This window comes from Mycobacterium sp. NGS39, assembly GCF_059812765.1.
In genome coordinates, this window is record NZ_JCALDH010000002.1 from 1 (window position 1) to 21,554 (window position 21,554).

Here is a 21,554-nt window from a genome sequence, read left to right on the forward strand (position 1 = left end):
AACACAAGCCCTGTGCCCCCCAATTCTGTTGGGGGGCACAGGCATTCGTGGACCATTTTCGTCTGCTCGCGCGATCGCAGACAAGCGTCGCGTCAGTCGAAAAGTGTCAGCGCCGCGCCTTTTCTACTGCGCTCCAATTGCAGAAGGTGTCGCTTGCGGTCCAGTCCGCCGCCGTAGCCGGTGAGACAACCGCTGGCGCCGATCACCCGATGGCACGGAACGATGATCCCAATCGGGTTGCGCCCGTTGGCAAGCCCTACTGCGCGCGATGCGCCCGGGGCGCCGATCTGTAGCGCAATTTCACCGTAGGACCGCGTCTGCCCGTAGGGAATCGTCTGCAGCGCACCCCATACCCGACGCTGAAATTCGGTTCCCGCCAAGTCCAGCTCGAGATCGAATTCTGTCAGCTCGCCGGCGAAATATGCGCCAAGTTGCTCAACGGCTTGCGGGAAGGCGTCGTCATCGCGTTCCCAGTCGACTCGGCTGGGCTCGTGAGTCTGATCCTGCATTCGCAAGTGCGCCAGGGCATTGCCGCGGCCTGCCAACGTGAGTGGACCTATTGGACTCTCGACGACCCGAAAACGTATGCCGCTCATATCTTCTCCTTCGGTGGCCAGTGGTTCACGGGATGGTCGAGGATGACCCACATGTGCTGGGCCGCATACGACCGCCAGGGGCGCCACCTCTTGCTGTACTCGCTCAACGCGCGTGGCTCTACTGGCAACCCGAGTTGTCTTGCTGCCGTGCGTATTCCACCATCGCCGACAGGAAACGCGTCGGGATCCCCCAGCGCGCGCATCGCCACGACTTCGGTGGTCCACGGCCCGATACCCGGCAGCTCGAGGAGTTGCCGTCGTGCCCGCTGCCAGTCGCAACCCGGCCCGAGCATCACCTCACCTGCGGCCAATGCATGCACCAGCCGAATGATGCTGTGGCAGCGCGTCTTTGGTAGCGCCAGGTCGGACGGATGCAGTGCGGTGAGTCGTTCGGCCGACGGGAACGTATGCGTCAGTGCGCCGTCGGGGTCGGTGATCGGGGTGCCGTACTTCGCCACAATTCGCGCGCAATGCGTTCGCGCGGCCTTGGTGGACACTTGCTGGCCGACCACCGCGCGCACCGCGAGTTCGTGTTCGTCGACGGTGCGGGGTATGCGCTGCCCGGGGTGCTTGGCCACGAGCGCGGCGAGGTCGGCGTCGGCACCGAGGAAGTCGACCACCGCCTCCGGATCGGCATCCAGGTCCAGCAGCCGCCGGCAGCGCGCGATGGCCGTAGCCAGATCCCGAAAGTCATGCAGTCGCAATACGCATCGAACGTGGTCGGGCGCGGGGGTGAGGCTGACGATGCCCGCGCCCCACGGCAGCCGTAACGTTCGCCGGTAGGTGCCGTCGCGGACCTCCTCGCAACCGGGTACCGCGGTGGCCGCCAAGTGCCCGAACACGCCCTCGAACGCGAACGGCGTGCGCGTCGGCAACCGCAGTGACACCGTTCCGGCTCCATGCGCCGTGGCGTCGGAATCCGCCCGGCGGGTGGCCTTTCGGCGCAGGTCGGTGGGCGTGGTGGCGCAGACCTCGCGGACGGTGTCGTTGAACTGCCGGATGCTGGAGAAGCCGGCGGCGAAAGCGACGTCGCTGAACGGCAGATCGGTGGTTTCGATCAGCACCCGGGCCGTCTGGGTGCGCTGCGCCCGGGCCAGCGCCAGCGGACCGGCGCCTACCTCCGCTTGAAGCACGCGCTCGAGCTGGCGCGGGGTGTAGCCGACCTTGGCCGCCAATCCTGCGACGCCATCGCGGTCCACCGTGCCGTCGGCGATCAGCCGCATCGCCCTTGCCACTGCGTCGCCGCGAACATTCCACTCCGGCGATCCCGGGGACGCGTCCGGGCGGCAGCGCTTACACGGTCGGAAGCCGGCCCGCTGCGCGGCCGCGGCGGTCGGATAGAACCGCACGTTGCGCGCAAACGGCGAGCGCGCCGGGCAGCTGGGCCGGCAGTAGATCTTCGTGGTCAGAACGGCAGTGACGAACCAACCGTCGAACCGGGCGTCCTTGGACTGGATCGCGCGGTAGCAGCGGTCGAAGTCGTCGTGCATACATCGACAATGACACGCATCAAGCGACAGCACTGGCGGAAATCCGACATCACGGTCCGGGCTCGGGGATGGCCAACCGCGTCGGCTTGTCGCGGCCGCGTAGCACCACTTCACCGTCGACCGACCAACAGCGGCGTTCGTCGTCGCTGGCCGCTTCGACAGTGGCCGCCGACGCCAGCAGTCGCTGCGGATACGACTTGGCCAGCTCGCACAACCGCGCAGCCTCGTTCACCGGATCACCGATCACGGTGTACTCGAAGCGCTCGTAGGCCCCGACGTTTCCGGCGACCGCCTTGCCGGCCGCCACGCCCACGCCGGCAGGGCATTCCGGTACGTCGTGACGCAGCCGCCGGATGATCGCGCGGGCCGCGGCGAGCGCCTCGTCCTCGGGCCGGGGCAGCCGCACAGGCGCGCCGAAAATCGCCAGCGACGCGTCGCCCTCGAACTTGTTGAGCAGACCATGATGGCGGTCGACTTCCTCGACCACCACCGCAAAGAACCGGTTGAGCAGATCCACCACCTCGATCGGCGGCTTGCTGCTCACCAGCTGGGTCGACCCGATGATGTCGACGAAAAGGACTGCGACATGGCGTACTTCACCGCCCAGTTCGAGCTCCTGCTGCTCGGCGGCGGCAGCGACCTCCCTGCCGACGTGGCGGCCGAACAGGTCGCGCAGCCGCTCCCGTTCCCGCAGCCCATGCACCATCGCGTTGAAGCCGCGCTGCAACTCGCCCAGCTCGGTGCCGTCGAACACCACCAGGTTGCAGTCGAGGTTGCCCTCTTCGACCTTCTTGAGCGCTGTGCGCACCACCCGCACCGGTGTCACGATGAGCCAGGCGACCAGCCACATCAGCAGCGCGCCGAAGAGCAGCGCCACGATGCCCAGGATCAGCACGGCAACGGCGAACTGCGTCTGGGTCAAGTTCTGCAGCGACAGGGAGAACACGGCCAGCAGCACGATGCCCAGCACGATGACGCCCGAGCCGAGCGCCCAGCCCGTCATGATCCGTCCCATGACGCGCGGAGCGAATCGGCGCGGGGGTGGGCCGGCCTCCAGCGCCTGGGCGGCGACGGGCCGCAGCGTGAATTCGGTGAACATGTAGCAGATCGCAGTGACGACGATTCCGCTGAAACTCACGGCGAACAGATACCGGGGGATGAAAGCGGTGTTGACGAGCCCGTACAGCGTAGTCAGCAGCGCCGTCCCGATGCCCCACAACACCAGATGGATGCCTGCGAGCCGCCACGGCGCCATGAAGGCGTTGCGCTGATCCTCGCGCGTTGGTGCGCGGTCCTCGATCGACCAGCGCAGCGACTTCACGATGCGCCGTGTCATCCAGACCACGCCCACGAACAGCGCAGCCCCGATGTAGGCGGGGCTGACGCCGAAGGTCAGCCACAGCGGCGCGTCGGTGAAGATGCTGGGCACCGGAATTGCGACAGTCACGACCAGTAACGCGACGCCGATACCGATGAGGTTCGCGCTGAGCACGAACACGGTGAGAATGGTCTGGATCCGCACGCGTCGGCGTCTAGGGCTTTCTTCGGCTCGGCCCAATATCCAGGTCCCGAAGTCGGGGGTATCCGGCAGTCGGCCGCTTTGCCGTGTCACGCGCTCCGCCAACCGGCCGAGCCGCTGACCTACCGACAACTTGGCAACCATCGTGGCGTCAGCCTAGTGGCGGGACCCGGGCCATAGAGTGAACGCGTGCGTCTCGTGATCGCCCGCTGCACTGTCGACTACCTCGGACGGCTCACCGCACACCTGCCGTCCGCGCGGCGCCTGCTGCTGATCAAGGCTGACGGATCGGTCAGCGTGCACGCCGACGACCGCGCATACAAACCGCTGAACTGGATGAGCCCGCCGTGTTGGCTGACGGAAACCTCGGACGGATCAGAAACCGTCTGGGTGGTGCAGAACAAGGCTGGTGAGCAGTTGCGGATCACAGTGGAGGACATCGAGCACGACTCGTCACACGAACTGGGCGTCGACCCTGGTCTGGTCAAAGACGGCGTCGAGGCGCACCTGCAGGAGTTGCTCGCCGAGCACATCGAGCTGCTGGGCTCGGGATACACCTTGGTGCGCCGCGAGTACATGACCCCGATCGGTCCGGTGGATCTTCTCTGCCGCGACGAACAGGGTCGGTCGGTTGCTGTGGAGATCAAGCGGCGCGGCGAGATCGACGGGGTGGAACAGCTGACCCGCTACCTCGAACTGCTCAACCGCGACAGCCTGCTGGCCCCGGTCAGCGGCGTGTTCGCCGCTCAGCAGATCAAGCCGCAAGCGCGAACCTTGGCCGTCGACCGCGGAATCCGTTGCGTGACACTGGATTACGACGAGATGCGGGGTTTGGACAGCGACGAATACCGGCTGTTCTGATGGCCAAGCGTCGGACACCAGCCAAGCGGCCGCTGCCGCCGATCGCCCGCCGGGTCGAAGCCGGGCCGGACGGCTACGACTACGAGGTGCGGCCCGTGGCCGCCGCACGCGCCACAAAGGTCTATCGCTGCCCCGGCTGTGATCACGAAATCCCTACGGCCACAGCACATCTGGTGGTGTGGCCGGTTGACGCCCATGGCGGTGTCGAGGATCGGCGGCACTGGCACACCCCGTGCTGGACCCACCGGGCCACCCGCGGCCCCACGCGCAAGTGGTCTTAGCGAATCAAGCGGCCGGCTCGACGAGTTCGATCAGTACGCCGCCGGCATCCTTGGGGTGGATGAAGTTGATCCGCGAATTGGCGGTGCCGCGCCGCGGAGCGTCGTACAGCAACCGCACGCCTTGGTCTTCGAGCCGCCGGGTGAGCTCATCGAGGTTGCTGACCCGGTAAGCCAGCTGCTGCAGGCCCGGGCCACGCTTGTCGAGGAATTTCGCGATCGGCGAGGAGTCGTCGATCGGGGCCATCAGCTGCACCTGTGCGCTACCTGCCGGGGCGGCGCGCACGGACAGCATCGCCTCACGCACCCCCTGGCCTTCGTTGACCTCTTCGTGCACGACGATCATGCCGAGGTGGTCGTGGTACCAGGCGATGGCGGCGTCGAGATCGGCCACGGCGATACCGACGTGGTCTATTGCTGTGACCAGCGCACTTGCCAGGACGGGTCGGGCATCAACCTGCTCGGTGGTCATAACGTCAAGGTAACCTAACGACATAGATTCCGCTTCTTGGGCCCATACTTACCCCGATTTCCGGATGCGGACACCAGTTCTGGAGGTATTTATGACGACGTCGGTCATCGTTGCTGGAGCCCGCACCCCGATCGGCAAGCTCATGGGTTCGCTGAAGGATTTCTCGGGAAGCGACCTCGGAGCCATCGCGATCAAGGGAGCACTCGAGAGGGCCAACGTGCCGGCGTCGCTGGTCGAGTACGTGATCATGGGGCAGGTGCTCACTGCCGGCGCCGGGCAGATGCCCGCGCGTCAAGCCGCGGTGGCCGCCGGCATCGGGTGGGACGTGCCGGCGCTGACCATCAACAAGATGTGTCTGTCCGGGATCGACGCGATCGCGTTGGCCGACCAGTTGATCCGGGCCGGGGAGTTCGACGTGGTGGTCGCGGGCGGTCAGGAGTCGATGACCGCGGCGCCGCACCTGTTGATGGGCAGCCGCGCCGGGTACAAGTACGGCGACGTGACCGTCCTCGATCACATGGCTTACGACGGGCTGCACGACGTCTTCACCGACCAGCCGATGGGTGCGCTCACCGAGCAGCGCAACGACGTCGACCGGTTCACCCGGGCCGAGCAGGACGAGTACGCCGCCCGGTCACACCAGAAGGCCGCGGCCGCGTGGAAGGACGGGGTGTTCGCCGACGAGGTGGTGCCGGTCAAGATTCCGCAGCGTAAGGGCGATCCGATCGAGTTCACCGAGGACGAAGGCATCCGTGCCAACACCACCGCGGAATCGCTGGCCGGGCTCAAGCCGGCATTTCGCAAGGACGGCACCATCACTGCCGGCTCGGCGTCGCAGATCTCCGACGGCGCCGCGGCTGTGGTGGTGATGAACAAACGCAAGGCCGAGGAACTCGGGCTCAACTGGCTGGCGGAGATCGGCGCGCACGGAGTGGTCGCCGGACCGGACTCGACGTTGCAGTCCCAGCCGGCCAATGCGATCAAGAAGGCGGTCACGCGCGAAGGCATTTCAGTGGACCAGCTCGACGTCATCGAGATCAACGAGGCGTTTGCCGCTGTCGCGTTGGCCTCCACCCGGGAACTGGGCGTTGACCCCGAGAAGGTGAACGTCAACGGCGGCGCGATCGCCGTCGGTCACCCGATCGGGATGTCAGGCGCCCGGATCACCCTGCATGCCGCGCTGGAGCTGTCGCGGCGCGGCTCCGGTTATGCCGTCGCCGGGCTCTGTGGTGCCGGCGGCCAGGGTGACGCGCTGATTCTTCGGGCGAGGTGACGCCAACGTTGCTGGCGGCGACGTCACGGCGACCGCAAAGCGGGTCATGTGAATTTCGTCATACCGGGCTTCATGACCGGTCCACCGGCCGCCACCGTGGTGCTCCCGCCGTGACAAACTTGATGACGTGAGCCGTCCCCGTCCACCCATTGCGCCCGCGATGGCGGGCGCCGTCGACCTTTCCGCCCTCAAGCAGCGAGCCACCCAGAGCGACACCGGCCCGGCTCCCGGCGCCCAAGCCGGGACAGAGGTCACCGAAGCCAACTTCGAAGCAGAGGTGCTGGTCCGGTCCAATCAGGTGCCGGTCGTGGTGGTCCTGTGGTCCCCGCGCAGCGACGCCTCCGCACAACTCGCCGATACGTTGGCGGGTCTGGCGTCCTCCGACGCCGGCAAGTGGGCGTTGGCCACCGTCAACGTGGACGCCACCCCGCGCGTCGCGCAGATCTTCGGCGTGCAGGCGGTGCCCACGGTCGTCGCAGTGGCCGCCGGCCAGCCCATCTCCAGCTTCCAGGGCAGCCAGCCGCCCGAACAGTTGCGCAGGTGGGTCGACTCGCTCGTCGCCGCCACGGCCGGAAAGCTCAGCGGCACAACCGATTCGGAGCCCGAGCAGGTGGATCCGGAGTTGGCCAGGGCGCGCGAGCTACTGGAGGAAGGCAACTTCGACGCGGCGCTCGCCGCCTACCAGTCCATCCTGGACAAAGATCCGGGCCACCCGGAGGCCAAGGGTGCCGTCCGGCAGATCTCGTTTCTGACGCGGGCCACCAAGCAGCGGCCGGACGCCACGCGGGTGGCTGATGCCAACCCCGACGATATCGAGGCCGCCTTCGCCGCCGCTGACGTCGAGATCCTCAACCAGTTGGTGGATGCGGCGTTCAACCGGCTCATCGAGTTGGTCAAGCGCACGTCGGGCGACGACCGCGCGAAAGTCCGCACCCGGCTCGTCGAGCTCTTCGATTTGTTCGACCCTGCAGACCCGGCGGTCATCACCGCTCGGCGCAACCTGGCCAACGCCCTTTACTGATCCCCAGATTTCGCGACCAGCCAGCTACTCGGGCTCGAACCACAGCGCCGACAGCGGCGGCAACACCATCACCGCGGACGCGGGACGCCCATGCCATGGCTCGTCTTCGGCCTCGACCGCGCCGAAATTGCCGATGCCGGCACCGTTGTAGATGGTCGCGTCGGTGTTGAGCACTTCACGCCACCGCCCGGCGCGCGGCAGGCCGAGCCGGTAGCGGGTGTGCTCGGTGCCCGCGAAGTTGAAGACACACGCCAGCATCGAGCCGTCGCTGCCGAATCGCAGAAAGCTCAGCACGTTGTTGGCGGAGTCGTTCGCGTCGATCCACGAGTAGCCCTCCGGGCTGCTGTCACGTGACCACAGCGCCGGATGGCTGCGATAGATCTCGTTGATGTCATGCACCAGCCGCAGGATGCCGTTCGAGTAGCTGTTTTCGTCGAGCTGGTACCAGTCCACACCGCGCTCTTCGGACCACTCTGCGCGTTGGCCGAACTCCTGCCCCATGAACAGCAACTGCTTGCCGGGGTGGGCCCACTGGTATGCCAGCAGACTGCGTAGCCCGGCGGCCTTCATGTGGTCATCGCCGGGCATCCGGCCCCACAGCGTGCCCTTTCCGTGTACCACCTCGTCGTGGCTGATCGGAAGCACGAAGTTCTCGCTGAACGCGTACAACAGCGAGAACGTCATCTCATGGTGGTGGTAGCTGCGATGGATGGGATCTCGGCTGATGTAACCGAGCGTGTCGTTCATCCACCCCATGTTCCACTTCATCGAAAAGCCGAGTCCGCCAAGGTTTGTCGGACGCGTGACGCCCGGCCAGGACGTGGACTCCTCCGCGACGGTGACGATGCCGGGCGCGATCTTGTGCACCGTGGCGTTCATCTCCTGGAGGAACTGCACGGCTTCGAGGTTCTCGCGGCCGCCGTAGATGTTGGGCGTCCAACCCCCTTCCGGACGGGAGTAGTCCAGGTACAGCATCGACGCCACCGCGTCCACGCGCAGCCCGTCGACGTGGAACTCCTGCAGCCAGTACAGCGCATTGGCGACCAGGAAGTTCCGCACCTCCGGGCGGCCGAAGTCGAAAACATAAGTGCCCCAGTCGAGTTGCTCGCCGCGGCGTGGGTCGGAGTGCTCATACAGCGGAGTTCCGTCGAAGCGGCCGAGCGCCCAGGCGTCCTTCGGGAAGTGAGCGGGCACCCAGTCCACGATCACGCCGATTCCGGCTTGGTGCAGTGCGTCGACCAGTGCCCGGAAGTCGTCGGGGGTGCCGAATCGGGACGTCGGCGCGTAATACGAGGTGACCTGGTATCCCCAGGAACCGCCGAACGGGTGCTCGGCGACCGGCAGCAATTCGACGTGTGTAAAACCCTGAGCGACAACGTATTCGGTGAGTTCAGTAGCGAGCTGACGGTAGCTCAGCCCGGGGCGCCACGACGCCAGGTGCACCTCGTAGGTGCTCATCGGCTCGAACACGGGATTGGTGGTGGCGCGGCGGGCCATCCAGTCCTGGTCCTGCCACTCGTAGCTGCTCGTGGTCACCTTCGACGCCGTGTGCGGGGGCACTTCGGTGGCGAACGCGAACGGATCGGCCCGGTCGGTGACCGCGCCGTCGGCGCCGTGTACGCGGAACTTGTACAGGCCGCCCACTTCGAAACCGGGCCAGAACAATTCCCACACGCCCGAGGAGCCGAGCACTCGCAGCTGAGCCTCGTTGCCGTCCCAGTGGTTGAAGTCGCCGATCAGGCTGACGCCCTTGGCGTTTGGCGCCCAGACCGCGAACGACACGCCCGTCACCTCGCCGTCGGGGGTGGTGAACGTGCGTGGATGGGCGCCGAGGATCTCCCACAGTCGTTCGTGGCGCCCCTCGTTGAACAGATGCAGGTCGATCTCGCCGAGCGTCGGCAAGAAGCGGTACCCGTCGGCGACGGTGTGCACGTCGAGGCGGCCATCGGCTCCGGGGTAACTGATCTCGAGCCGGTAGTCGATCAGGTTCACGAACGGCAGCGCGACCGCGAACAGTCCGCCCTCTAGGTGACGCAGCGGATAGCGCTGCGACCCCACGATTGCGACGACCTCGGCCGCATGTGGGCGGTAGGCCCGGATCACCGTGTGGTCGCCGTACTCGTGCGCGCCCAGCACCGAATGCGGGTCGTGATGCTCACCGGCGAGGATCCGGTCGAAATCCGACCTGTCCGGCGCCAGATGGGCGGTGTGCTGCTTGGATTGCGTCATCGTGTCCTCTTCGCGCAAGCGCTCATCGGCATACGGTCACTTCCTCTGCAGTAGCGACAGCCGGGCCTCCTCCGGCACCCGAGGCAGGTGCAAGATGTGGGCAACGGCTCTCACCGGATCGAGACGGACGTAATTTGCCTGGCCCCAGTGGTATTCCTCGCCAGTGATCTCATCCCGAACCCAGAAGCGGTCGTACCACTCCATACCCAACGCCGGCAGGTCTAACCACACCGTGGCCTCTTCCGGCCCGAACGGGTTGAGCGTCACCACCACCAGCACCGCGTCGCCGGTCGACGGGTCGAACTTGCTGTAGGCCAGCAGCGCGTCGTTGTCGACGTTGTGAAAGTGAATGGTGCGCAGCTGGTGAAGCGCGGGATGCAGGCGGCGGATCTCGTTGAGGCGGGTGATGAATGGTTCGAGGGACTCGCCGCGTTCCAGCGCACCCTCGAAGTCACGCGGACGCAGCTGGTATTTCTCGGAGTCGAGGTATTCCTCGCTGCCCTCGCGGACCGGCCGATGCTCGAACAGCTCATAGCCGGAGTAGACCCCCCAGGTGGGGCCCATCGTGGCGGCCAGCACCGCGCGAATGGCGAACATGCCCGGGCCGCCGTGCTGCAGGCTCTCGTGGAGGATGTCGGGCGTGTTGACGAACAGGTTGGGCCGCGCGTAGTCGGCGTGCTGGGCGATCTCCTGCCCGAATTCCGTCAGCTCCCATTTAGCGGTGCGCCAGGTGAAATAGGTGTACGACTGCGTGAACCCCAATTTGGCCAAGCCGTAGAGCCGAGCCGGCCGGGTGAACGCCTCGGACAAAAACAGCACGTCCGGGTCGACGCTTTTCACCTCTTCGATCAGCCACTCCCAGAAGTTCGGCGGCTTGGTGTGCGGGTTGTCGACGCGAAAAACCTTGACGCCGTGGTCAATCCAATGCCGCACCACCCGCAGCACCTCGTGATAGAGCCCCTCGGGGTCGTTGTCGAAATTCAGCGGATAGATGTCCTGGTACTTCTTCGGCGGATTCTCGGCGTACGCGATGGTGCCGTCGGGCAGCACAGTGAACCATTCGCGGTGTTCGCGCGCCCACGGGTGATCCGGAGCGCACTGCAGCGCCAGATCCAGCGCCACCTCCAGGCCGTTGTCGCGGGCGGCGGCGACGAACGCGTCGAAGTCGTCAATGGTGCCCAGGTCGGGATGGACGGCATCGTGGCCGCCCTCGTCGCTGCCGATCGCCCACGGCGAGCCGACGTCACCGGGTGCGGCGGTGACCGAGTTGTTGCGGCCCTTGCGGTGCACCTTGCCGATCGGATGGATCGGCGGCAGGTAGACCACGTCGAAACCCATCTTCGCGATCCGCGGCAGCGCCTGCGCGGCAGTGGCGAACGTGCCGTGCACCGGCTTGCCGTCGGCGCCCCAACCGCCCGTGGAGCGCGGGAACATCTCGTACCACGAGCCGAACCGGGCCAGCGGGCGGTCGACCCAGATTCCGTACTGCTCGCCGCGGGTGACCAGCTCGCGCAGCGGATACTGCGCCAGCAGTTCGCTGACCTCGTCGGTGGTCGCAGCGGCGACCCGGGTCAGCGGATCACCGGGCGCGCGCAATGACACCGCGGCCTCCAGCAGCGGGTCGCGAAGCTTGCGGGGCAGTCCCATCGCGGCCCGCTCGAACAACTTCGCGCCTACCAGCAAGTCGTTGGACAGCTCGGGTTCGCCCTGGCCGGCGTCGAGTTTGGCCGTGACCGCCCGCCGCCACGACGTGATCGGATCACCCCAGCCGTCCACCCGGAACGTCCACAACCCGACCGTGTCGGGCGTGAACTGACCGTGGAAGACGTCGGGTTCGCTGCCCTGCGACATCGGAAGCAGGATCGGCTTGACCCGTTGCACGCCGGCGGAATGCGCGCCGGGCACGGCCGTCCTGCGGTCGGCCGTCTTGGCCAGCCGCGGGTAGCCACGGCCCAGATAGCGCACCACCAGCGTCGCAGCCACTGCCTCATGGCCCTCACGCCACACTGTCGCCCGGACCGGCATGATCTCTCCGACGACGGCCTTGGCCGGATATCTTCCGCACGAGACGACGGGCCGAACATCATCGATTTCGATCCGACCGGGCACCCGAGACTCCTTGTTTAGCGCGGCACGCGCATGCCGCGGTGGTGGTTCGGCTGTCGCTTCTTTGTTGTCCCGTTCCCACCGTAGTGTCGGTCCCAAACGCCGCCGTCGGGTGATGTGACGTTTGCGACGACTGCGTCGCCGCGAATTCTCAGTAAGGTATTGCCGCGTGAAGGCACTGCGTCGTTTCACAGTCCGTGCTCACCTTCCCGATCGGCTGGCCGCACTCGAGCAGCTGTCGGTGAACTTGCGATGGTCGTGGGACAAGCCGACCCAGGATCTTTTCGCGGCCATCGACCCGACGTTGTGGGAGCGGTGCCGAAAAGACCCGCTGGCGTTGCTGGGCGCGGTGACACCGCAACGCCTCGACCAACTCGCCGTCGACCAGCACTTCCTCGAGCAGCTCGACAGCCTGGCCGACGATCTGCGCGACTACCTGACCCGGCCCCGGTGGTACCAGGAACAAAGCGCGTCCGGTGCGGTGCTGCCCTCGGGGATCGCGTACTTCTCGATGGAGTTCGGGGTGTCGGAGGTGCTGCCCAACTACTCCGGCGGCCTGGGCATCCTCGCGGGGGACCACCTCAAGGCGGCGTCGGATCTCGGTCTGCCGTTGATCGCCGTGGGGCTGTACTACCGCTCGGGGTACTTCCGTCAGTCGCTGACGGCCGACGGTTGGCAGCACGAGACGTATCCGTCGTTGGATCCCCAGGGGCTGCCCTTGCGGCTGCTGACCGCCGAATCCGGCGAACCTGTGCTCATCGCGCTGGCGCTGCCCGACGGCCGTGAGCTGCGGGCGCGGGTGTGGATCGCGCAGGTCGGCCGAATTCCGTTGCTGCTGTTGGATTCCGACGTTCCAGACAACGAGCACGATCTGCGCAGCGTCACCGATCGCCTCTACGGCGGCGACCAGGACCACCGCATCAAGCAGGAGATCCTCGCCGGCGTCGGTGGCGTGCGCGCGATCCGGGCGTTCACCGCAGCCGAGGGCATTCCGGCGCCCGAGGTCTTCCACATGAACGAAGGCCACGCCGGATTCCTCGGTGCGGAGCGGATCCGGGAGTTGATGACCGACGAGAAGCTCGATTTCGACACCGCCCTGACCGTGGTGCGATCCAGCACGGTGTTCACCACGCACACGCCGGTGCCGGCCGGCATCGATCGCTTCCCGGTCGAGATGGTGGAGCACTATTTCGGGAGCGGCAACGGTACCAACGAGTCCGTGCTGCTGCCCGGTGTGCCGCTGGACCGAATTCTCGCGCTGGGGGCCGAGGACGACCCGACGAAGTTCAACATGGCGCACATGGGGCTGCGGCTGGCGCAGCGCGCCAACGGCGTCTCACTGCTGCACGGCCGGGTGAGCCGGCAGATGTTCAACGAGCTGTGGCCGGGATTCGACCCTGACGAAGTGCCGATCGGGTCGGTCACCAACGGTGTGCATGCGTACAGCTGGGCCGCGCCGGAGTGCATCGAGCTCGGTAGCGAACTGATCGGCACTGACCGCCCGACCGACCCGGAGGTCTTCGAGCGGGTGCAACAGCTCGACGCGGAACGCATCTGGGCGATTCGCTGCTTGCTGCGTGAGCGTCTGGTCGCCGATGTCCGTCGCCGGGTGCGGCTGTCGTGGCTGGAGCGCGGTGCTCCGGAAGCCGAATTACGCTGGACGGCAAAGGCTTTCGATCCTCATGTGTTGACGATCGGATTCGCCCGTCGGGTGCCCACCTACAAGAGGCTGACCCTCATGCTGCGTGATCCGGAGCGCCTGGAGCGGCTTCTGCTCGACGAGGAGCGGCCTATCCAGCTGATCGTGGCGGGCAAGTCGCATCCGGCGGACGACGGCGGCAAGGCCCTGATCCAGCAGGTCGTGCGATTCGCCGACCGGCCGGCGGTGCGCCACCGGATCGCCTTCCTGCCGGACTACGACATGTCGATGGCGCGCCTGCTGTATTGGGGCTGCGACGTGTGGCTGAACAACCCGCTGCGGCCGCTCGAGGCGTGTGGCACGTCGGGGATGAAGAGCGCGCTGAACGGCGGGCTGAACCTGTCGATCCGCGACGGCTGGTGGGACGAGTGGTACGACGGCGAAAACGGTTGGGAAATCCCGACTGCCGATGGAGTCTCCGACGAGCGCCGTGACGACCTGGAAGCCGCCGCGCTCTACAATCTGCTGGAATCGACTGTGGCGCCGAAGTTCTACGAACGCGACGAGTCGGGTATACCGCGGCGCTGGGTGGAGATGGTGCGACACACCCTGCAGGTGCTGGGTCCCAAAGTGCTCGCGTCGAGGATGGTGCGCGACTACACCGAGCAGTACTACGCGCCCGCTGCGCAATCTCTGCGTCGCACCGTCGAGCCGGTGAACGGCGAGAAGTTCGCCAACGCCCGGGGATTGGCCGAGTACCGGCGCAAGGTGTCCGACGCCTGGCCGAAGGTGCGGATCATCGAGGTAGACAGCAGCGGACTGCCCGACACGCCGGTGCTGGGGTCCGAGATGACGTTGACCGCGACGGTCGACTTGGCCGGGTTGTCGCCCGACGAGGTCGCCGTGCAGGCGGTGCTGGGCCACGTGGACGCCGACGACTCGCTGCTCGAGCCGGTCTGCGTGCCGATGCAGCACACGGGCATCGCCGACACCGGCGAGCACACTTTCGCGACGACCACGCCCCTGCCGGTCGCTGGTTCGGTCGGCTACACCGTTCGAGTGCTGCCGCACCACGCGTTGTTGACCGGCGACAACGAGCTCGGCTTGGTCACGCTGGCGTGACCGCCTGCGGTCCCGCGCATCGGCGGGCGGTCACGGGTACCGCTTGAAGCAGCGGTTCTCGTCGCCGAGCACACCGGTGCGGAATGCGTCGATCCGCGAGAAACCCGACGGCACCGACTCGCCGTTGACGTCGCCGGCCGCCAGGCCGTTGGTCAGCATGCCGGATACCGCCTCGTCGAGGTCTCCGGCCGCCAATTGGACGGTGTGCCCGTCGACGTTGATCTGCTCGGACATCTTGGTGGTGGCGACGCCCGTCAGGCATGCGGTGCGCAACGCGGCCGCCGCGTTGTCCAGTACCACGCCGCGCTGCTTCTGGAGCGCGACCATGTAGCGCGACACCACCACCGAATATGCGGTGTTGTCGCCCAGCGGCAGGCCGAAGCCGCCCCGTTCTTCGCTTGGCGCGCCCAGCTTTTCGAGCCGCGGCAGGTCGACGGCGATCGTGTTGGTCGCCGGGCAGTACGACGCAGGCGGGCTGGGCCGAGCATCGGGGCACGTGCCCGAAGGGTCGAAGCTCAGGTTGGGCGGGCTGGCAGGGTTGAAGGTTTGCGTCATCGCGTCGACGATCGCGTGCACGGAATCCTGGCTGACCGGCCAGTCGCCGGTGCTGTCTTGGGTCAGCGCCACCGGCAGGTCGCCCCGGCGATGCTTGATCTCGTCCTTGTCGATGTGCGCGCATGCGTCGATGCCGTCGGTGAACCCGAATTGGAAGGCCGATATGCGTTCGAAGGCCGAGCCGTGCTCGTCCGCGCCCGAACCCGGCGCACTTGTCGACTGCAGCGGGTCACGCAACGAAATCACCGCTGCCAGAACGCTATTGAGCCCTTCACCGGTGCTCATCGTGAAGCGCGGCGATTTGTCCTCCGCCACCCAGCGCATGTACACGCCGGCGAAGCAGTCGGCCTGTTGTTCGGCGACCAGCGAGGGTGTGGCCGGGCCGGCCAGCAGCGCCCGGCGCTGCACCGCATGGCCGTACTCGTGGCCCAGCACCAGCGGAACGGAGATGTCACCGAAGGTCCTGCGAAGAATCGGCAGCAGCAGACCGCGGTCCCAGCCGATGGTGTTGTCGTCCCAGCAGTACACCGCGTTGACGAAGTCGTAGGTGTCGTGACCGCAGAACCGGCGAGTGCTGTATTCTGTTGCATCCCAGGAGATTACGGCACTGGCCGGCTGAAACACGCCTTCTAGCGGCTTACGGTATGCGCCGTCCCAGAACTGTTCGACGTCGCTGACCGCCTGCACGGCCAGTTGGTCATCTCTGCCGCCGTCGCCGCCGTCCACCTGGCGGGTGGGGGCGGCGGCGTCTGGCCGCAGCCCGGATGGTCCGTCGGTAGCGGGCAGACCAGCAACGCGGAACGGGTCGGCGAAGATCGAGACCGGTTTGCCGGTGAGTAGGTTCATACAACCGCCGAGCACCAGGGCGGTGCTGGCCGCGACGGCGGCGACGAGCGACAGTCGTCTCATGGCTACCTTTCCGGCTCCTCGCGTCGCGACTTGGTCAGCTGTCAGGATAGAGGGACACGCCGTGGATCGGGCGACGCTGCCTGTCGGCGCTCCGGATGCCGCATCTAGCCACGAGGTCATGACGTGCGTTCCGTCGGCGCTTCGGCGGTGAGCCGGCGCAGTGCACCCAGCGCGGTATCGCGGTCGGTGGTAAACCAGAACGGCGGCAATGACTTTCGTAGGAAGGTGCCGTAACGGGCGGTGGCCATCCTGGAGTCCAGGACAGCGATCACGCCTTTGTCGTCGGTCCGGCGCAGCAGCCGGCCCGCTCCTTGCGCCAACAGCAGCGCGGCGTGACTGGCCGCCACGGCCATGAACCCGTTTCCGCCCCGAGCGGTGACGGCTCGCTGGCGTGCGGTGAGCAACGGGTCGTCGGGACGGGGGAACGGAATCCTGTCGATGATCACCAAGGACAGCGAGGGTCCCGGTACGTCGACACCCTGCCATAGCGAAAGCGTTCCGAACAGGGAGGTTTGGGGATCGGCGGCGAACTGCTCGACGAGCGCTGCGGTGGCGTCGTCACCCTGGCACAGCACCGGCGTGGCGAGTCGCTCACGCATCTCCTCGGCTGCCGCTGCCGCCGCGCGCGTCGACGAGAACAGTCCGAGCGTGCGGCCGCCTGCGGCCGAGATCAGTGCCGCGATCTCGGCCAGCTGCTCTGCGGAACCGGTGCCGTCCCGGCCAGGCGGCGGCAGGTGGCGGGCGACGTACAAGATGCCCGAACGCCCGTGCGCGAACGGGGATCCCACATCGATGCCGCGCCAGCGGACGTCGGCATCGGCCAGTCCCCAGTCCGCAGCGATCGCGTGGAACGACCCGCCCGGCGTGAGCGTCGCCGACGTGAGCACGGTGGTGGCGCCGCTGAACACGCCGCCGCGCAGCAGGTTAGCCACCGACAGCGGAGCCACCCGCAGCTGCACCTGCCCTCGGGTGTCGTCGCGAGCCAGCCAGACGACGTCGCTGCGCTCGGCAATGGGAGCCTGGAACGAGACCAGGATCCTGGTGCAGGTGTCGGCGATGTCGTCCAGGGCGGCGATGGCCTCCGCGCGAGCGCCCGCGGCTCGCGGATCGCTGGCAGTGGTCGGGATGGCACGACGCGCAGCGGCGGCCGCGTCGCGCAATGCGGTCAGATTCGCGGCGAGCCCGGTGTCGAGGTGATCGATGCGCCCCGCCGCGCTGTCACGGATCGCCGAGGTCAACGCGGTCGCGGCCGTGTCGAACCGCTCGGTGAGTTCGGTCGGCACCAGCCGGGCGATCCGGCGACCGGCAACGGTCAGCGGAGTGGCCGAAAGCTCTTGGGTGGCAACCGCTGTCATTTTGTCGACGAGTTCGTGCGCCTCGTCGACGACGAGCGCGTCGTGTTCTGGAAGCACCGGCGCATCCGAGATCGCATTGATCGCAAGCAACGCGTGGTTGGTGACCACGACATCGGCCTGTCCCGCCACCGCCCGAGCCTTCTCGGCGAAGCATTCGGCACCGAATGGGCAGCGCGCCACGCCCAGACACTCTCGCGCGGATACGCTCACCTGGCCCCACGACCGGTCGGGCACACCGGGTTTCAATTCGTCGCGATCACCCGTCTCGGTGCTGGACGCCCATGTGGTCAGTCGCTGTACGTCGCGGCCCATCGCCGTGGTGGCCGTCGTCGTGAACAGCGCGTCGTCTGCGCCGTCAGCACCGCTTTCGGCTGCGCCGTTGTGAACCTTGTTCAGGCACAAATAGTTTCCGCGTCCCTTGAGAATCGCGAAGCTCGGGCGACGCGGAAGCAGACGTTCCAGCGAATCGGCGAGTCGGGGCAGGTCCCGCTCGACGAGTTGACGCTGCAGGGCGATCGTGGCTGTGGAAACCACGACAGGGCAATCTGTTTCGACAGCGCGAGCGATGGCCGGCACCAAGTACGCCAGTGACTTGCCGGTGCCGGTTCCGGCCTGCACGACAAGATGCTCGCCGGTGTCGAATGCCCGCTGGACCGCTTGAGCCATCGCGACCTGGCCAGCCCGCTCACTGCCGCCAAGAGCGTCGACTGCCGCGGCTAGCAGCTTTGTCACCGGGGCCGACGTGATTCCTCCCGCATCGAATCGGCGGCGGTCACAACTCTGGTGGGGATGGCGGGCTCGCCGCGGGAGAGCTTCAAACCGTCCCACGGCAGGCTGGTCAACCCGTCCGCCACACGCGCGCGGGCGGCACGGAGGTCGTCGTCGACGACGGGTTGGCCGCCGCGGACCAGTGGCGCCGTCACGGTCCGGCACGGGTCGCTGGTCGGTGGCGGCCGGCCTGCCGGGTACACGACTTCCTCCACGACGGTTCCGCTGGGCCGCGCCATCCGCATCGCCTCCTTGTGTCCGCCGTGAGATTGCTTGTGACTGCTGCGCTTTTCGACGGGTATACCGTCGACCTCTACGAGCTTGTACACCATCTGGGCGGTGGGCGCTCCCGAGCCGGTGACCAACGACGTGCCCACGCCGTAGGTGTCGACGGGCTCGGCGCGCAACGCGGCGATCGCGAACTCGTCGAGATCTCCGGAGACCACGATGCGGGTGTGCCTGGCCCCGAGGTCGTCGAGCTGACGACGGACTTGGCGGGCCAGCACACCGAGGTCGCCCGAATCGATCCGCACGCCGCCCAGCGACGTGCCGGCGACCTCTACCGCATTGGCCACCCCGGCGGTGATGTCGTACGTGTCGACGAGCAGCGTGGTGTCGACGCCGAGCGCCTCGACCTGAGCGCGAAACGCCGCCCGCTCGTCGGGTCCGGCTGCGGTGCTGTGCAGCAAGGTGAACGCGTGCGCGCTGGTCCCCAGTGCAGGCACGCCGTAGCGGTGTTGGGCCGCCAGGTTCGACGATCCGGCGAAACCGGCGATGTATGCCGCCCGAGCGGCGGCGACCGCCGCTTGCTCGTGCGTTCGCCGGGAACCCATCTCGATGATCGGCCGGCCTTCGGCCGCGCTGACCATTCGTGCCGCCGCAGAAGCAATTGCGGTGTCGTGGTTGAGAATCGACAACGCAAGCGTCTCCAGCACCACGCATTCGGCAAAGGTGCCGCGGACGGTCAGCACGGGCGATCCGGGAAAGTAGAGCTCGCCTTCGGGATAACCGTCGATGTCGCCGCCGAACCGGTAGCCCGCCAGGTAGTCGACGGTTTCAAGGTCGAGAAATGACTGCACCGCGCTCAGAGCGGCGTCGTCAAAACGCAACGAGCGCAACGCTTCCAACAGTCGGCCGGTGCCGGCGACCACTCCGTAGCGGCGGCCTTCCGGTAGCCGTCGGGCGAACAGCTCGAACGTCGTCTGCCGCTGTGCGGTGCCGTCGCGCAGCGCCGCCGAAAGCATGGTCAGCTCGTACTTGTCGGTCAGCAGCGCGGTCGGCTCCGGCGGAGTGCTCACGCGGTAACCGTATCGGCTCGCGCCGCTGAGCCGGACAGATTATCTGTCGGTGTGCGCCGGTATTCTTGACGGCATGGTTACGCCAGCGCGGACCCGTCCGGGAACTCGCGAGGACGTCGGCGCCGAGTCCGTCGACTCCGCCGACACGCCGTGGATCACGATCGTGTGGGACGACCCCGTCAATCTGATGACGTACGTGACCTACGTTTTCCAGAAGCTTTTCGGGTACAGCGAGCCGCACGCCACCAAGCTGATGCTGCAGGTTCACAACGAAGGTAAGGCGGTGGTGTCGTCGGGCAGCCGGGAGGCGATGGAAGCCGACGTGTCGAAGCTTCACGCCGCCGGGCTGTGGGCCACCCTGCAGCGAGATCGCTGACCGGCCCAGGGCTACGGACCGACGGTGCGCAAATGGAAGCGGGTCGACACCGCCGATGGCCCACGCTTTCGGTCCGCCTTGGCCGTGCACGAGGCATCGATATTGCACAGCTTGGTGCGATCGATGCTCGACATGCTCGACGAGCGTGAATCGTCGGCTCCTGCAGACGAACTCGAGCAGATCACCGGTATCAAGGCCGGTAACCCGCAGCGCCCGCAGGACGCCACGATGCGTCGGCTGCTTCCTGATTTCTACCGCGCGGAAAGCAACCATCCGGCCGGCTCGGCCGCGGTGGAAAGCCTGAACGCGGCGCTGCGCAGCCTGCACGAGCCGGCGATCATCGCGGCCAAGCGCGAGGCCGGTGAGCGAATGCTGGCCACGGTGCCGGCCGACGGTGGCCGCTTCGAGCTGAGCCGTGACGACGCCAACGCGTGGGTGGCCGCGGTCAACGACATCCGGCTGGCATTGGGCACCATGCTGGGCATCGGTCCCGACGGTCCGGAGCGGCTGCCTGACGATCACCCGCTGGCCGGACACTTCGATGTCTACCAGTGGCTGACGGTGATGCAGGAATACCTGGTGCTGGCGTTGATGGGACGGCGCTGAGTGGCGCCCGACGCGACCGGGCCGGGGTCGCTCACCGATGTCGGCGGCGTTCTGGTGGGCCACTACCACCGGATCGACGACGCCGCTTCGATGGGCGCCGGCTGGGCCACCGGCACCACCGTGGTGCTGCCGCCGGCGGGCACGGTCGCCGCGGTGGAAGTCCGCGGGGGAGCGCCGGGCACCCGAGAAACCGATTTGCTCGACCCCGCGAACACCGTGCGCTACGTGGACGCGTTGGTGCTCACCGGGGGCAGCGCCTACGGGTTGGCTGCCGCCGACGGGGTGATGCGCTGGCTGGAGGAGCAGGGCCGCGGCATCGTGATGAACGCAGACGACGACGATCACGTGGTGGTGCCTATCGTCCCGGCCGCGGTGATCTACGACCTCGTCGTGGGCGATTGGCGGTACCGGCCCACCGCCGAATTCGGCTACTTCGCGGCACAAGCGGCGGCGACGGAAACGGCGGTCGGTTCGGTCGGCGCGGGCGCCGGGGCACGCGCCGGGGTACTCAAGGGCGGGATCGGCACAGCGTCGACCACGCTGGACTCGGGTGTCACGGTCGGTGCACTGGTCGTGGTCAACTCCGTCGGTGATGTGATCGATCCGGCGACGGGGCTGCCGTGGACCAATTTTGTGACCGCCGCGCTGGGGCTGTCGGCCCCGCCGCCGGACCAGGTGGCCGGGTTCGGCGCGCTGTTCGCCGAATACGACCGGTACGCCAAGGCGTTCAACAGCACGGTTGGCGTGGTGGCCACTGACGCCGCGCTGTCGACGGCAATGTGCCGCCGCGTCGCGATCATGGCGGCCGACGGGCTTGCGCGCGCGATCCGTCCGTCGCATTCGCCGCTCGACGGCGACGCCGTATTCGCCTTGGCGACCGGCGCGGTCGACGTGCCGGCCACCGGGAAGCTGCCCGCATCGATGTCGGACGAGGCGGAGCTGACGGGAGCGGTCGGAGCCGCCGCAGCCGACTGCATGGCCATCGCTGCGGTGCGGGCGGTGACCTCCGCCAACCCCGTCGCCGGAATACCCACCTATCGTGACGTGTTGCCGGGGGCGTTCACGTGAAGGAGACCGCTGG

Annotated in this window: 17 protein-coding genes; 8 read left to right on the top strand and 9 right to left on the bottom strand. The window is 67.2% G+C overall.

Features of this window, described 5'->3' with window-relative positions; genetic code table 11:
* Window positions 1–92: 92 nt before the first annotated feature.
* The 3 genes from AC5Y39_RS02335 to AC5Y39_RS02345 are packed head-to-tail and all read right to left on the bottom strand — an operon-like array spanning window position 93 to window position 3,749.
* A complete protein-coding gene (locus tag AC5Y39_RS02335; protein WP_500015558.1) occupies window positions 93–596 on the bottom strand; it encodes a methylated-DNA--[protein]-cysteine S-methyltransferase in 504 nt (167 codons plus the stop codon).
* Entirely contained in the window at window positions 593–2,086 is a 1,494-nt protein-coding gene (locus AC5Y39_RS02340; RefSeq protein ID WP_500015556.1) for an AlkA N-terminal domain-containing protein, read from the bottom strand. Before AC5Y39_RS02340 ends, AC5Y39_RS02335 begins: the two co-directional genes overlap by 4 nt.
* A 49-nt stretch (window positions 2,087–2,135) precedes the next feature.
* Entirely contained in the window at window positions 2,136–3,749 is a 1,614-nt protein-coding gene (locus tag AC5Y39_RS02345; RefSeq protein WP_500015555.1) for an adenylate/guanylate cyclase domain-containing protein, read from the bottom strand.
* Between the two features lie 45 nt (window positions 3,750–3,794).
* On the opposite strand from AC5Y39_RS02345, the gene nucS reads away from it, so the two are divergent.
* Both nucS and AC5Y39_RS02355 read left to right on the top strand, forming a co-directional pair.
* Complete coding sequence (gene nucS, locus AC5Y39_RS02350) at window positions 3,795–4,466, top strand: endonuclease NucS (protein ID WP_500015554.1); 672 nt, start codon at window positions 3,795–3,797, stop codon at window positions 4,464–4,466.
* Window positions 4,466–4,747 carry an Rv1322 family protein gene (locus AC5Y39_RS02355; RefSeq protein ID WP_500015553.1) on the top strand — a complete coding sequence of 94 codons (282 nt, stop codon included), beginning with the start codon at window positions 4,466–4,468 and terminating at the stop codon, window positions 4,745–4,747. Before nucS ends, AC5Y39_RS02355 begins: the two co-directional genes overlap by 1 nt.
* A 4-nt stretch (window positions 4,748–4,751) precedes the next feature.
* Here AC5Y39_RS02355 and mce read toward each other — a convergent pair whose 3' ends face one another.
* Window positions 4,752–5,216, bottom strand: coding sequence for a methylmalonyl-CoA epimerase (mce, locus tag AC5Y39_RS02360; RefSeq protein WP_500015551.1), 465 nt, complete (start codon window positions 5,214–5,216; stop codon window positions 4,752–4,754).
* Between the two features lie 91 nt (window positions 5,217–5,307).
* On the opposite strand from mce, the gene AC5Y39_RS02365 reads away from it, so the two are divergent.
* Both AC5Y39_RS02365 and AC5Y39_RS02370 read left to right on the top strand, forming a co-directional pair.
* Window positions 5,308–6,489 (top strand): acetyl-CoA C-acetyltransferase, encoded by a 1,182-nt coding sequence (locus AC5Y39_RS02365; RefSeq protein ID WP_500015549.1) that lies wholly within the window; start codon window positions 5,308–5,310, stop codon window positions 6,487–6,489.
* Window positions 6,490–6,616: 127 nt separating this feature from the next.
* Window positions 6,617–7,510, top strand: coding sequence for a tetratricopeptide repeat protein (locus AC5Y39_RS02370; protein ID WP_500015548.1), 894 nt, complete (start codon window positions 6,617–6,619; stop codon window positions 7,508–7,510).
* A 24-nt stretch (window positions 7,511–7,534) separates the two neighbouring features.
* On the opposite strand, the gene glgB is transcribed toward AC5Y39_RS02370, so the two are convergent.
* Together glgB and AC5Y39_RS02380 are read right to left on the bottom strand one after the other, a co-directional pair.
* Window positions 7,535–9,739 carry a 1,4-alpha-glucan branching protein GlgB gene (gene glgB, locus AC5Y39_RS02375; protein WP_500015546.1) on the bottom strand — a complete coding sequence of 735 codons (2,205 nt, stop codon included), beginning with the start codon at window positions 9,737–9,739 and terminating at the stop codon, window positions 7,535–7,537.
* A gap of 36 nt (window positions 9,740–9,775) precedes the next feature.
* Window positions 9,776–11,848 carry an alpha-1,4-glucan--maltose-1-phosphate maltosyltransferase gene (locus tag AC5Y39_RS02380; RefSeq protein WP_500015544.1) on the bottom strand — a complete coding sequence of 691 codons (2,073 nt, stop codon included), beginning with the start codon at window positions 11,846–11,848 and terminating at the stop codon, window positions 9,776–9,778.
* A 166-nt stretch (window positions 11,849–12,014) separates the two neighbouring features.
* Between AC5Y39_RS02380 and glgP the strand changes: the two genes are divergently transcribed.
* Entirely contained in the window at window positions 12,015–14,606 is a 2,592-nt protein-coding gene (gene glgP, locus AC5Y39_RS02385; RefSeq protein WP_500015542.1) for an alpha-glucan family phosphorylase, read from the top strand.
* Between the two features lie 30 nt (window positions 14,607–14,636).
* Here the strand turns inward: glgP and AC5Y39_RS02390 are convergent, their stop codons facing one another.
* The 3 genes from AC5Y39_RS02390 to AC5Y39_RS02400 form a co-directional block, all read right to left on the bottom strand.
* Window positions 14,637–16,070, bottom strand: coding sequence for a neutral zinc metallopeptidase (locus AC5Y39_RS02390; protein WP_500015540.1), 1,434 nt, complete (start codon window positions 16,068–16,070; stop codon window positions 14,637–14,639).
* Between the two features lie 116 nt (window positions 16,071–16,186).
* Window positions 16,187–18,157, bottom strand: a complete 1,971-nt coding sequence (locus AC5Y39_RS02395; RefSeq protein WP_500015538.1) for an ATP-dependent DNA helicase — start codon at window positions 18,155–18,157, stop codon at window positions 16,187–16,189.
* Window positions 18,154–19,491, bottom strand: coding sequence for a nicotinate phosphoribosyltransferase (locus AC5Y39_RS02400; RefSeq protein WP_500015536.1), 1,338 nt, complete (start codon window positions 19,489–19,491; stop codon window positions 18,154–18,156). Before AC5Y39_RS02400 ends, AC5Y39_RS02395 begins: the two co-directional genes overlap by 4 nt.
* 73 nt (window positions 19,492–19,564) lie before the next feature.
* On the opposite strand from AC5Y39_RS02400, the gene clpS reads away from it, so the two are divergent.
* From clpS to AC5Y39_RS02415, 3 genes are read left to right on the top strand one after another with little or no spacing between them, the layout of a single operon-like run.
* Window positions 19,565–19,867, top strand: a complete 303-nt coding sequence (gene clpS, locus AC5Y39_RS02405) for an ATP-dependent Clp protease adapter ClpS (protein ID WP_499909277.1) — start codon at window positions 19,565–19,567, stop codon at window positions 19,865–19,867.
* Window positions 19,868–19,891: 24 nt separating this feature from the next.
* Window positions 19,892–20,473 carry an oxidative stress transcriptional regulator AosR gene (gene aosR / locus AC5Y39_RS02410; protein ID WP_500015535.1) on the top strand — a complete coding sequence of 194 codons (582 nt, stop codon included), beginning with the start codon at window positions 19,892–19,894 and terminating at the stop codon, window positions 20,471–20,473.
* Window positions 20,474–21,541 (top strand): P1 family peptidase, encoded by a 1,068-nt coding sequence (locus AC5Y39_RS02415; RefSeq protein WP_500015533.1) that lies wholly within the window; start codon window positions 20,474–20,476, stop codon window positions 21,539–21,541. It begins immediately after the preceding gene.
* Window positions 21,542–21,554: the final 13 nt, after the last annotated feature.

Excerpts from the sequence above, each read along its gene's own strand:
- AC5Y39_RS02335 (WP_500015558.1), bottom strand. The coding sequence starts at position 596 with ATGAGCGGCATACGTTTTCGGGTCGTCGAGAGTCCAATAGGTCCACTC.
- AC5Y39_RS02340 (WP_500015556.1), bottom strand. The coding sequence starts at position 2,086 with ATGCACGACGACTTCGACCGCTGCTACCGCGCGATCCAGTCCAAGGAC.
- AC5Y39_RS02345 (WP_500015555.1), bottom strand. The coding sequence starts at position 3,749 with ATGGTTGCCAAGTTGTCGGTAGGTCAGCGGCTCGGCCGGTTGGCGGAG.
- AC5Y39_RS02355 (WP_500015553.1), top strand. The coding sequence starts at position 4,466 with ATGGCCAAGCGTCGGACACCAGCCAAGCGGCCGCTGCCGCCGATCGCC.
- mce (WP_500015551.1), bottom strand. The coding sequence starts at position 5,216 with ATGACCACCGAGCAGGTTGATGCCCGACCCGTCCTGGCAAGTGCGCTG.
- AC5Y39_RS02365 (WP_500015549.1), top strand. The coding sequence starts at position 5,308 with ATGACGACGTCGGTCATCGTTGCTGGAGCCCGCACCCCGATCGGCAAG.
- glgB (WP_500015546.1), bottom strand. The coding sequence starts at position 9,739 with ATGACGCAATCCAAGCAGCACACCGCCCATCTGGCGCCGGACAGGTCG.
- AC5Y39_RS02390 (WP_500015540.1), bottom strand. The coding sequence starts at position 16,070 with ATGAGACGACTGTCGCTCGTCGCCGCCGTCGCGGCCAGCACCGCCCTG.
- clpS (WP_499909277.1), top strand. The coding sequence starts at position 19,565 with ATGGTTACGCCAGCGCGGACCCGTCCGGGAACTCGCGAGGACGTCGGC.